The sequence below is a fragment of the Pseudomonas flavocrustae genome (assembly GCF_029872515.1).
GTDB lineage: Bacteria > Pseudomonadota > Gammaproteobacteria > Pseudomonadales > Pseudomonadaceae > Chryseomonas > Chryseomonas aestiva.
Genome location: NZ_JAPDIQ010000002.1, coordinates 389841 through 400550, shown reverse-complemented (window position 1 = coordinate 400550; position 10710 = coordinate 389841). Strand labels below are relative to the sequence as shown.

Here is a 10710-nt window from a genome sequence, read left to right as displayed (position 1 = left end):
CCAGTCCGCCGTCAAATTTATTCCTCCAACTATCAGACAACCGCCCAAAAGTTCCCGAAGGTGCCAAAAAAAGTAAGTCGCATATTAACGTGAAACAGATCACATAATCATTACTGAGGAACTGCCCATCTCTTGCCCGGGTCATGGCTATAACCTCTTCCGGAGCACTCCATGACCTCCCTTACCCTTGCGACCTACAACGTCAACGGCATTCGTGCCCGGCTGCCCGTCCTCCTGCAATGGCTGGAGCGGGAGCAGCCCGACATCGTCTGCCTGCAGGAACTGAAGGCGAAGTGTGCCGACTTTCCGCGGGCGGAACTGGAAGCTGCGGGGTATGGTGCGCTGTGGGATGGTCAGCCTTCCTGGAATGGGGTCGCCATCCTGGCGCGCGACGACCAGCCACTGGAGATTCGCCGGGGCCTGCCGGGAATGGCCGACGACCCGCAACGCCGCTATCTGGAGGCGGCGGTGAAAGGCGTGGTGGTCGCCAGCCTCTATCTACCCAACGGCAATCCCTGGCCGGGCCCCAAATTCGACTACAAGCTGACCTGGTTCGAGCGCTTCATCCAGCATGCCCAGGGGCTGAGCGAAAGTGGCCATCCCGTAGTGCTGGCGGGTGACTACAACGTGGTGCCGACCGATAGGGACATCTACGATCCCACGTCCTGGCGCAAGGACGCCCTGCTGCAACCCGAGAGTCGTGCCTGTTTCGAACGCCTGCTGGGTCAGGGATGGTTGGATGCCCTGCGTGCCTGCCATCCGGACGAGGCGATCTACACCTACTGGGACTACTTCCGCCAACGCTGGCAGCGCAATTCGGGTCTGCGCATCGACCATCTGTTGTTGAGTCCGACGCTGCAGGACGCCTTGCAGGAAGCCGGGGTACATCGCTGGGTACGCGACCTGGAAAAGACCAGCGACCATGCCCCCACCTGGATCCGCTTCAAGGCACCTCGCTAAGCGTTCAGGCGTCACGCAGCAGGTCGTTGGCATTGAGCAGCGCGAAGAGCACTTCCGGACGCTGGTTGAGGCCGCGGCGCACGGCCGCCGGTATCGACTGCTGGAGCTTGCGACACAGTCCCGGTCGTGACTGCAGCTCAATGAGCATGCCACGCGCGCTGCGCACCTCTCCGGGTCCCGGCTCGATGTTCAGGCGGATGCCGAGCTGCTCCTGCAGGCGCTGCTGCAGCCGCTGCAGATCGGCAACGCTGGCGACGTTTTCCAGTCGCTCCAGCAGCCGCTGCTCTTCCTGGCGATTGAGCAGGAGCGCCCGCGCATCAGCGGCGGGATCCGCCAGCACGGCTTCACGCTCGCAGGTGCAGACGCCAGCGGGACAAGGCGCACGCAGGGAAGGCATTTGAATTCGATTCCTCTTCTTCAGGGCGACCGAGACGTTCCGGCCGCTTCATTCCGGCGATAGTGGCAGCTGTACCCAGTCTTTTGGCAGACCCTCGGACCAACGCCCTGATTCCTCGGCTTACCACCGACAACCAAATCAATCGACTCAAAATAACCAAAAACTCTAGATGCATAGCGAAAGCTTATTTTTTGGCATAACTTGTCAGAGGATAGGATAGCGCTTTGACTGACTATGACTTCGCCATGCCCACGCTCTCACCCGACCTTCTTATAGTTCCTGCAGATCAGCAAAGCGCCCTGACCATCCGCGCCAAGGCACTGGCCTTCGCCGATCCGCGCTCCCGAGAGCTGCTCGAATACCTGGATGAGCGGGCGCCGCAACCCCATCCCGTAGTGCTGGTGGGCGAATGGGGAACTGGTCGTGAGCTGCTGGCACGTCGGCTACACGAGCGCAGCGGCAGGACCGGGCTGTTCAGCAGCCTGAATTGCGCCGCACTCAGTCGTCGCCATGGGGCTGCCGAACTGTTCGGCTATGTTCCCCGAGCCTATGCCGGCACCTCTGGCAGCCGCGTGGGCTGGTTCGGTACCGCCCATGGAGGCAGCCTCTATCTCGACGAGATCGCCGACCTGCCTGGCGAATTGCAGGAAGAGCTGCTGGACGTACTACTGGATGGCAGCATCCTGCGTCTGGGCAGTAGCGTACGCACGCCCGTGGATGTCCGCCTGATTGCCGGTTCCAGCGTGGACCTGGCACGGGCGGTCGAGGCTGGCAATTTCTCTGCGCGTCTCTGGGCGCTCCTTGCGCCGGGTCTGGTGCCCGTGCCGCCGCTGCGCGAGCGCCCGGCCGACCTACTGCCCCTGGCCCGGCATTTCCTCCAGCAGCATGCCGACCGCCTCGATCGCAGGGCGCCTGAGCTGACCACCGAGGACGAAACGGCGCTACTCGCCTATCCCTGGCCAGGAAACGTCCGCGAACTTGAACAGGTTCTCCATACCGCCCTGCTGACTGCCTCGACGTCAGGGCTCCAGCTTGGCAAGCTGCTGCCCTGGTCTTCCAAGACGCGCTGAACTCCGCCGACAGACGGCAGTCCTAGCCGCGTATACCACTTTGCTCGAGTCCTACCATGACCGCCCTGTCCAATCAGTCGATGCCCACTCCGCCATAGCCAGCGGCTGCCACCTTTCTTCGTAAAGGTGACCAGAAACCTCGATTTGTCGCCTCGTGCGGCAGGTTTCGGTTCGCGCAGGAAAAGCCCGCGGCTTTTCAGCAATCGACTACTTTGGATTACGCCTTCAGCAGAAGGCGTTCAGGCATGGTTTCATGAATATTGTGATCACTGGCCGCTCCGGCCAGGTTTCGCGCGCCTTGCAGCGCGAGTTCGGTAGCACCCATCAATTGACCGTGCTCGGTCAAGCGGATCTGGACCTCGCCCAGACCGGACGACTGCGGGCAGCTTTCGACCGCCTGGAACCCGACCTCATCCTCAACGCCGCCGCCTATACCGCCGTGGATCAGGCTGAAGAGGACAGCGAGCGCGCCGAGGCCATCAACGCCCGCGCGCCGCAGATCCTGGCCGAGCTGGCACGCGAACGGGATATTCCCTTCGTGCACTACTCGTCCGATTACGTCTTCGACGGCAGCCGTCGCCACCCCTATACCGAGACCTGCAATCCGGCGCCCCTGAGCGTCTATGGTCGCTCCAAGCTGGCGGGTGAAGAGGCGGTGCTGGCAGCTGGAGGTCGCGCACTGGTGCTGCGCACCTCCTGGGTCTACTCCCATGACGGCCAGTGCTTCTTCAATACCATGCGCCAGCTGCTGGCCGAGCGCGACGAACTCCACGTAGTCGAGGATCAGCTCGGCGCCCCCACCTGGGCACCCACCATCGCCACCACCACGCGCCAGCTGGTCGAACGCCTGCTGGAGCAGGGCGATGTCGGCGGCCTCTATCACCTGACCAATGCCGGCCAGACCTCCTGGTACGGCTTCGCTGCCGCCATCGCCGAGCGCCTGGCGCAACGCGGCGAGCTGCGTGCCCGCCTCTACCCGACAACAACCGAACACTACCCAACGCCGGCCACGAGACCGCTCTATTCCTGCCTGGACTGCCGCAAGATCGAGGCGGTCCTGCCGGCCGCCTTGCCGCACTGGCAGGCCGACTTCGACCGCTGCTGGGCGTTGTTCGAGCGCGACAGACAGCTGAACTGAGCGTGCAGGACCCCGGCGGATCTGTCCGCCGGGTCGCCCCAGATCGAAGGTCAGAAGAGGTGTCTTCCCTCACTGTAGCTCCCGCTCGTCACTCTCGCGGGTGGGCTCAGCCATGTCGTCGCCTGTCCCTTCCCGGATGATCCTGGCAGATCGTGAGGGTGATCCCGTCGTCGTTCGTGATGGTCTCCAGGCTGGTCACGTCGGATACGAGGGCGACCGAGCCTGGCCGCGACAGTTGTCGGCCGTCGGACGATCCGGCCCGAGATCAAAAGGCGCCCCTACCGCGCCCGCCGACCACCCAGGGCTTCAGCCAATACCTCTTGTCCGTTCAGCGGAAAAAAAAGCTGATCGCGCTATCGATCCCATCCAGACTGTTCATCAGCAGTCGATAAGATTCATGGCGATACTCTCCAACAAGAACAGCAGCCGGAGCCTCCCATGCCAGAAGAATACGAAAGCGATATCCGTCCCTATGCGAGATCGGCGCGGAAATCCGATTTCAATGAAATGGCCGCCGCCGTGGCCGCCGCCATCTCCGTCTGGGCCCTGGCCACCCTGATCGCCGTCATCGCGGGCTATCACGGCAGTGGGGCGACCAACACCATCAACCTGCTGGTCATGGTCTCGGGAGGTCTGGGATTCGTTGGACGCCGCTGGCAACTGGGACGTCGATAGCGGCCTAGGACCTGCGCCAAGCCCCTGGAGCAGCACCAACAATCTGCCTACTGATTCTCACAAAGGGCGGAACTGTTTATCATCGGCGCCCTGAAATCATGGCAGGGATGCTCATGTCTTATCTGGTCTTGACCCGTCGCACCGACGAAATCATCAATCTATCCCTCAAGCCGGGAGCTGATGAAGAACAGCTGCTGGATCTGCTGTTCAATGGCGGCATCAACATCCGCATCCTCAAGGTGCAGGGCGACCGCGTGCAGATAGGCGTCCAGGCGCCTGCCGACATCAGCGTCATGCGTCAGGAGTTGCTGCCCTTCTAGGTCGGCCGGTAACCGCCAGGCGCTACCTAGACCAGGGCGAGTGGCGATTGCGTACGTACTCGAAGCGCCCCTCCAGTCCCCGCCACTCCACACCCTGCCAGAGTTCGGGAGCCAGCGTCCCTTCTGCCTGCAGATCCGCACGATAGTGGGGGAAGAACGGCTGGCCATTGCGCAGCACGATCACGTTGTGGCGCTCCTCGATCTGGGCGATGAGGTCCAGAACGGCTTCGGACGAGCGTCCGCCGCTCAGGCAATAGCAGCTGCCATATTGGTGCAGCATGCTTTCGAAGCGGTAACGATAGAGGGTGCAGCGATCGGTTTCGAGGTGAACGCTCTGCCCCTTGGCATCCTGCAAGGCGTGATGAACGCAGTGGTCGCAATCCTCGAATTCCTGCCGCGACTCCACCCACTCACCCAGAAACTGCTTCTTCCACCGCCACACCAGCAGCCCACGATCTTCAGGCCGTGAGTACACGCTGACCTTGTAGAACATCGCTCGACTCCTCTTATTGTTATGCGCCGAAGCCATCGTCCAACGGCTGCCGCCTGCTGCTCGGCCATCGGAGATCGCACGCTCTATGGCGTACATTTCCAGCATCGCTCCATTTGCCCGAAGCGTCCAGCCATTCCCAGACGCCGATCACTACCGCCCGACGGCATGCAGCGACCATGGACAGCGGTGCGTTGGCTGCCGAACCAGCCGCAGCTTCGTCCAGCGTCGATACCAGATGCCGGCGGTCCCACTTCGTAAATAATCCGCATTAGACCGGGACAAACTTCCGATCCAGAGCCGAAATCCGGCCAATAAAAAACCCCGAGGTGCCTGGCACACTCGGGGTTTTTCGTAATTGGCGGAGAGATAGGGATTTGAACCCTAGGAGCCATTGCTGACTCAACGGATTTCGAATCCGTCCCGTTCGACCACTCCGGCATCTCTCCAACGCGGCGCATGATACCAGCGATGCGCGCAAAAGCGAACAAGCAATTGCAAAAAAAGCTCTGGTATCAGCGGCTTGCGTTTAGAGCGGGACGCCCAGGCGCTGGGCGACCTCTTCGTAGGCCTCGATCACGCCGCCCAGCCCCTGGCGGAAGCGATCCTTGTCCATCTTCTTGCGGGTTTCCTTGTCCCACAGGCGGCTGCCGTCTGGGCTGAATTCGTCGCCCAGCACGACCTTGCCATGGAACAGGCCGAATTCCAGCTTGAAGTCCACCAGCAGCAGGCCGGCATCATCGAACAGCTGCTTGAGGATGTCGTTGATGCGGAAGGTCAGCGCCTTCATCTCGACCAACTGGTCGAGGGTGGCCCAGCCAAAGGCCTGGACGTGGCTTTCGTTGACCATCGGATCGTGCAGCGCATCGTTCTTCAGGAAGAGTTCGAAGGTCGGCGGCGTCAGCTCCAGGCCCTCTTCCACGCCCAGACGGCGCACCAGGCTGCCGGCGGCGAAGTTGCGCACCACGCACTCCACCGGAATCATCTCGAGCTTCTTGACCAGGCATTCGTTGTCGCCCAGCAGTTGCTCGAACTGGGTGGGGATCCCGGCGGCTTCCAGCTTCTGCATGACGAAGGCATTGAACTTGTTGTTCACCATGCCCTTGCGCTCGAGTTGCTCGATGCGCTCGCCATCGAAGGCAGAGGTGTCGTTGCGGAACAACAGGACCAGGCGATCGGGATCGTCGGTGGTGAATACCGACTTGGCCTTGCCACGGTAGAGTTCTGCGCGTTTTTCCATCTTGGACTCCGGTTCGAATGGCTTGCAGGCTGTGGACGAACGCAGGTGAGACGACCGGTTCGGGACGAGTACAGCCGGGAAGCGCAGTTTACATAGGATCGTGGGTATTTTGGCCGTGCAGCAGCGCCCGGCCGCCAAAGAAAAACCGGGTCAGCGCCTCAGGCGATGACCTGCCATTCCAGACCCTGCTGCTGATCGGCGATCTGCAGCCAGTCCGCGTCGCAGCCCAGCGCGTTGGTGAAGCAGGCGCGGGCAAGCCAGGGGTTGTTGTTCTTCTCGCTCAGGTGGGCGAGCACCAGATGCTGCAGGCGCGGACAGGCCAGCTCCATCACCAGGTCAGCCGATTGCCGGTTGTTGAGATGCCCGCGCACCCCGCCGACCCGTGCCTTGAGGTGATAGGGATAGGGTCCCGCGGCGAGCATGTTGCTGTCGTGGTTGGCTTCGATCACCAGGGCATCCAGGCCGCGGTAATGCGCCAGCACCCCTGGGGTCGCCTCGCCGAGATCGGTGAGCACGCCCAGGCGCTTGCGGCCGTCGTCGAAGACGAACTGGGTCGGCTCCAGGGCGTCATGGGACACCTGCACCACCGTCACTTCCAGCGCATCCAGTACCAGCCGTTCGCCGTCCACCAGCAGCCCCTGGGCCGCCACCGGCTTGCGCAGGCCACGCCCGGTACCGGCACTGTAATAGACCGGCACCCCGTGCTTGCGCGCCAGCAGCTCGACGCCCTGCACGTGATCGGAGTGTTCGTGGGTGACCAGGACGGCGTCCAGCTGGGCAGGTACCACACCCAGCCGGGCCAGGCGACGTTCGGCTTCCCGCAGGGAGAAGCCGCAGTCGATCAGCACATAGCTGTTATGGCTGTGCACCAGGGTCGAGTTGCCCCGACTGCCGCTGCCCAGGATTGCGAAGCGCATATTGCATGCTCGTCTGAAGCTTTTTCAGCACGCCTTCGGCGATGTCCTGGGGTGCTGCGGTGTTGATGGTCTTGTCCAGGGTAACCTGGACGGTGTTGCCCACCGAGGTGAGGCGCACCTGGAAGCGCCGGGCGCGGGCGTCTTCCTCTTCCTTGGTCTCGCCCTTGCCGAACAAGCGGCCGAAGAAGCCCGGCTTGCGTTCTTCAGGCTTCTGCGCGCCTTCGGCGATGTTCACGTAGTAGACGCCCAGGCTGCGATCCATGTCGTCGACGCGGATGTCGGCGCCTTCGATGGCGCGACCCACGCTGGACCAGGCGCGATTCAGATCGCTTTCCAGCACCAGCATGGGCACGCCGCTGCCGTCGACCTCGTAGGTCACGCGCTCCGGGGTGTCGTAGCCACCGGCGGCCAGCAGCGAGACCGAGCCACTGCCCTGCTCGCTGCGGTCCAGGCCGGCCAGCACCTGATTCAGCAGGGCGTCATCGAGCGCCGAGCTGTTCTGGCTGCTGGACCAGGACGGCTCGCTGGAGCTGCCCTGGCTGCGGGTCTGGGTCTGGAGGAAGATCTCGCTGCTGCCCGACTGTACGCCCGGCTCGATGCGCAGACGGGTGCGCAGCTCGTTGCCCGGTTGCAGGCGGCCGTTGGTGCTCAGGCTGCGCGCCAGCGGCGTCGATAGATCGGTGGGCGCCTGCCAGGCGGTGATGATCTCACCGGTCTGCGGGCGCTCTTCGGCAATGCGGAAGCCATTGTCGGTCAGGTACTGACGAGCCACCGGCCAGACGTTGGCCGGGACCTTCTGGGCGGCCAGCCAGCGGGCATTGCCGCTACGCTGCACGCTGAACTGTTCGTTGCCACTGCCCTGGACGGCCAGCGCCTGGGGTTTCGGCACTTCGAAGCCATAGGAGCGATTCTGGGTATCGGCCACATTGGCCGGAATCGGCAACAGCGGATCCATTGGCTTGGCCTGGACATCCGTCGGCACCTGCATAGGGCCGGTCTCGCGGGATTCGAGATAGTCATTGCCGCGATCGCGGAAATAGCCATGCTCGCCCCACACCCAGCTGCAGCCACTGGCGGCGGCCACGGCCAGACCCAGCGTCGTCAAACCCAGAACACGTTTCATCGACTGCTTCCTAATCACGCCAGCACTCCCGCCTGACGCAGGGCCTGACGTACCACTTCGTGGCAGCGCGAGCTGAGCCAGGTCAGCGGCAGACGGATACCGGCGTCGATCATGCCCATTTCATGCAGGGCCCACTTCACCGGGATCGGATTCGATTCGATGAACAGATTCTTGTGCAGCGGCATCAGCTGTTCGTTGAGCGCGCGTGCGGTGTCGGCATCGCCGCGCATGGCGGCGGCGCAGAGTTCACTCATGGCGCGCGGCGCGACATTGGCGGTCACCGAGATGTTGCCCTTGCCACCCAGCAGCATGAGTTCGGCGGCGGTGGCGTCATCGCCCGAGTAGACCAGAAAGTCCTTGCTGACCCGGGAGAGAATGTCGCGTGCGCGCGCCAGGTCGCCGGTGGCTTCCTTGATGCCGATGATGTTCGGCACCTTGGCCAGCCGCTCGACGGTCTCGGCCAGCATGTCGCAGGCGGTGCGGCCCGGCACGTTGTAGAGGATCTGCGGGATGGCGACGGTTTCGGCGATCATGCGGAAGTGCTGATACAGCCCTTCCTGGGTCGGCTTGTTGTAGTAGGGCACGACCAGCAGACAGGCGTCGGCGCCCGCGTCCTTGGCGGCGCGGGTCAGGTCGATGGCCTCCCGGGTGGAATTGCCACCGGTACCGGCGATCACCGGGATGCGGCCCTTGACCTGCTCGACCACATGACGGATCACAGCTACGTGCTCGTCCACGTCGACCGTGGCGGATTCACCCGAGGTGCCCACCGCGACGATGGCGTCGGTGCCTTCGGCGAGATGGAAGTCCACCAGCTTGGTCAGGTTGTCCCAGTCGATACGCCCCTGGGCGTCCATAGGGGTGACCAGCGCCACCATGCTCCCCGCAATCATGCAACCGCTCCTGCCGGAAAAAGAGAGCGGTAATGGTACTGACGCCTCTGCGCCAGCACAAGCAACGTGCCCCCAACGGGCATTCCCCCCGCGAGCGCTTTTCGCTACCCTTTCGCCTTTGCCAGTCTGTATCTCCCTCCTGCCAGGAACCCTAATGTCCGCTACCCCCCCGATTCGCGAACAATTTCTCGTCATCAGTGCGCTGGGCGCCAATCCCATGGAGCTGACCAACGTGCTCTACCGCAGCTGCATGGACAATCGCTGTGCGGTAGTCAGCAGCCGGCTGAGCCGGCACGGGGAATACAGCGCGCTGATCCTGCAGGTCTCCGGCAACTGGGACGGCCTGGCGCGCCTCGAAGGCGGCCTCGCCGGCCTTGGCAAGCGCCACGGCTTCACCGTCGGCGTCACCCGCAGCGCCGCCCTGGAGAATCGTCCCCAGGCGCTGCCGTACGTCGTCTATGTCAGCGCTGCCTACCGCCCGGACATCCTCAACGAACTCTGCCAGTTCTTCGCCGACCACAAGATCGAAGTGGAGAATCTGGTCTGCGATTCCTACCAGGCGCCCCAGACCGGCGGCACCATGCTCAACGCCACCATCACCGTAACCCTGCCCGCCGGCACCCAGATCAGCTGGCTGCGCGATCAGTTCCTGGATTTCGCCGACGCCCTCAATCTGGATGCCCTGATCGAGCCCTGGCGGCCGCAGAGCAACTGACCGAACCCGCAAGGAGCTGCCCATGAGCGTGACCCTCGACCAACCGCTTCCGGATTTTCAGGCCCAGGCCACCAGCGGCCTCGAGGTCTCGCCCGCCAGCCTGCGCGGTCGCCAGGCGGTGCTGTACTTCTACCCCAAGGACAACACCCCCGGCTGCACCACTCAGGGCCAGGGCTTTCGCGACCTGCACGAGCAGTTCCAGGCGGCCGATACCCTAATCCTGGGCGTCAGCCGTGACAGCCTGCGCACCCACGAGAATTTCCGCACCAAGCAGGGCTTTCCCTTCGAGCTGATCAGCGACAAGGACGAGACCCTCTGCCAGCTGTTCGACGTGATGCGGCAGAAGAAGCTCTATGGCAAGGACTACATCGGCGTGGATCGCAGTACCTTCCTCATCGACCGGGAAGGCGTGGTACGCCAGATCTGGCGCGGCGTGAAGGTCCCAGGGCATGTCGCCGAGGTGCTGGCCGCCGCCCAGGCACTCAACCAGGCCTGATCAGGCCTTGCGCAGCCAGTAGCGAAAGGTCTCCCCCGCCACCTCTTCGCCCACCAGGGCATGGCCCGACAGCTTGGCAAAGGTGCGGAAGTCGCGTTGCGAACCGGCATCGGTCGCCACCACGGCCAGTACCTCGCCGGAAGCCAGCCGATTGAGTTCCAGCTTGGCCTTGAGCAGCGGCATGGGACAACTCAGGCCGCTGGCGTCCAGCTGGGCGGTCACGGCGCCGGTGTAGGGTTGGCTCAGATCGGCCATGGGATTCTCCATTGGGGGCTG

At 63.4% G+C, this 10710-nt stretch carries 14 protein-coding genes and 1 tRNA gene; 7 read left to right on the top strand and 8 right to left on the bottom strand.

Translation table 11 applies throughout. The annotated features are described in order from the left end of the window. Positions 1-171 precede the first annotated feature (171 nt). Complete coding sequence (gene xth / locus OMP44_RS06610) at positions 172-960, top strand: exodeoxyribonuclease III (protein ID WP_280307055.1); 789 nt, start codon at positions 172-174, stop codon at positions 958-960. 4 nt (positions 961-964) lie between these two features. On the opposite strand, the gene OMP44_RS06605 is transcribed toward xth, so the two are convergent. Then, positions 965-1357: a hypothetical protein gene (locus OMP44_RS06605; protein WP_280307053.1), complete on the bottom strand. Its 393-nt coding sequence runs from the start codon at positions 1355-1357 to the stop codon at positions 965-967. A gap of 224 nt (positions 1358-1581) precedes the next feature. On the opposite strand from OMP44_RS06605, the gene OMP44_RS06600 reads away from it, so the two are divergent. From OMP44_RS06600 to OMP44_RS06585, 4 genes are all read left to right on the top strand, one after another. After that, the gene (locus OMP44_RS06600) at positions 1582-2427 is read left to right on the top strand and encodes a sigma-54-dependent transcriptional regulator (RefSeq protein ID WP_280307052.1); all 846 of its coding nucleotides are present in this window, start codon (positions 1582-1584) and stop codon (positions 2425-2427) included. A gap of 253 nt (positions 2428-2680) precedes the next feature. Further along, the gene (gene rfbD / locus OMP44_RS06595; protein ID WP_187978993.1) at positions 2681-3565 is read left to right on the top strand and encodes a dTDP-4-dehydrorhamnose reductase; all 885 of its coding nucleotides are present in this window, start codon (positions 2681-2683) and stop codon (positions 3563-3565) included. Between the two features lie 438 nt (positions 3566-4003). Then, a complete protein-coding gene (locus tag OMP44_RS06590) occupies positions 4004-4240 on the top strand; it encodes a hypothetical protein (protein ID WP_280307050.1) in 237 nt (78 codons plus the stop codon). Between the two features lie 113 nt (positions 4241-4353). Further along, positions 4354-4560: a carbon storage regulator gene (locus OMP44_RS06585; protein WP_280307049.1), complete on the top strand. Its 207-nt coding sequence runs from the start codon at positions 4354-4356 to the stop codon at positions 4558-4560. A 22-nt stretch (positions 4561-4582) separates the two neighbouring features. Here OMP44_RS06585 and OMP44_RS06580 read toward each other — a convergent pair whose 3' ends face one another. The 6 genes from OMP44_RS06580 to dapA form a co-directional block, all read right to left on the bottom strand. Then, positions 4583-5053 carry a hypothetical protein gene (locus OMP44_RS06580; RefSeq protein ID WP_158896513.1) on the bottom strand — a complete coding sequence of 157 codons (471 nt, stop codon included), beginning with the start codon at positions 5051-5053 and terminating at the stop codon, positions 4583-4585. A 356-nt stretch (positions 5054-5409) separates the two neighbouring features. Further along, positions 5410-5499: transfer RNA gene (locus tag OMP44_RS06575), tRNA-Ser, on the bottom strand. A gap of 80 nt (positions 5500-5579) precedes the next feature. Next, positions 5580-6290, bottom strand: coding sequence for a phosphoribosylaminoimidazolesuccinocarboxamide synthase (purC, locus tag OMP44_RS06570; protein WP_280307048.1), 711 nt, complete (start codon positions 6288-6290; stop codon positions 5580-5582). 158 nt (positions 6291-6448) lie between these two features. Further along, positions 6449-7207, bottom strand: a complete 759-nt coding sequence (locus tag OMP44_RS06565; RefSeq protein WP_280307047.1) for an MBL fold metallo-hydrolase — start codon at positions 7205-7207, stop codon at positions 6449-6451. Further along, a complete protein-coding gene (gene bamC, locus OMP44_RS06560; RefSeq protein WP_280307045.1) occupies positions 7146-8330 on the bottom strand; it encodes an NlpB/DapX family lipoprotein in 1185 nt (394 codons plus the stop codon). Before bamC ends, OMP44_RS06565 begins: the two co-directional genes overlap by 62 nt. A 14-nt stretch (positions 8331-8344) precedes the next feature. After that, positions 8345-9223 (bottom strand): 4-hydroxy-tetrahydrodipicolinate synthase, encoded by an 879-nt coding sequence (dapA, locus tag OMP44_RS06555; protein ID WP_280307044.1) that lies wholly within the window; start codon positions 9221-9223, stop codon positions 8345-8347. Positions 9224-9377: 154 nt separating this feature from the next. Between dapA and OMP44_RS06550 the strand changes: the two genes are divergently transcribed. Together OMP44_RS06550 and OMP44_RS06545 are read left to right on the top strand one after the other, a co-directional pair. Then, a complete protein-coding gene (locus OMP44_RS06550; protein WP_007162770.1) occupies positions 9378-9938 on the top strand; it encodes a glycine cleavage system transcriptional repressor in 561 nt (186 codons plus the stop codon). A 22-nt stretch (positions 9939-9960) separates the two neighbouring features. Continuing rightward, on the top strand, positions 9961-10434 hold the full coding sequence (locus tag OMP44_RS06545; RefSeq protein ID WP_133859407.1) for a redoxin domain-containing protein: 474 nt from the start codon (positions 9961-9963) through the stop codon (positions 10432-10434). Here the strand turns inward: OMP44_RS06545 and OMP44_RS06540 are convergent, their stop codons facing one another. Then, positions 10435-10689, bottom strand: coding sequence for a sulfurtransferase TusA family protein (locus OMP44_RS06540; protein WP_273862906.1), 255 nt, complete (start codon positions 10687-10689; stop codon positions 10435-10437). Positions 10690-10710 lie beyond the last annotated feature (21 nt).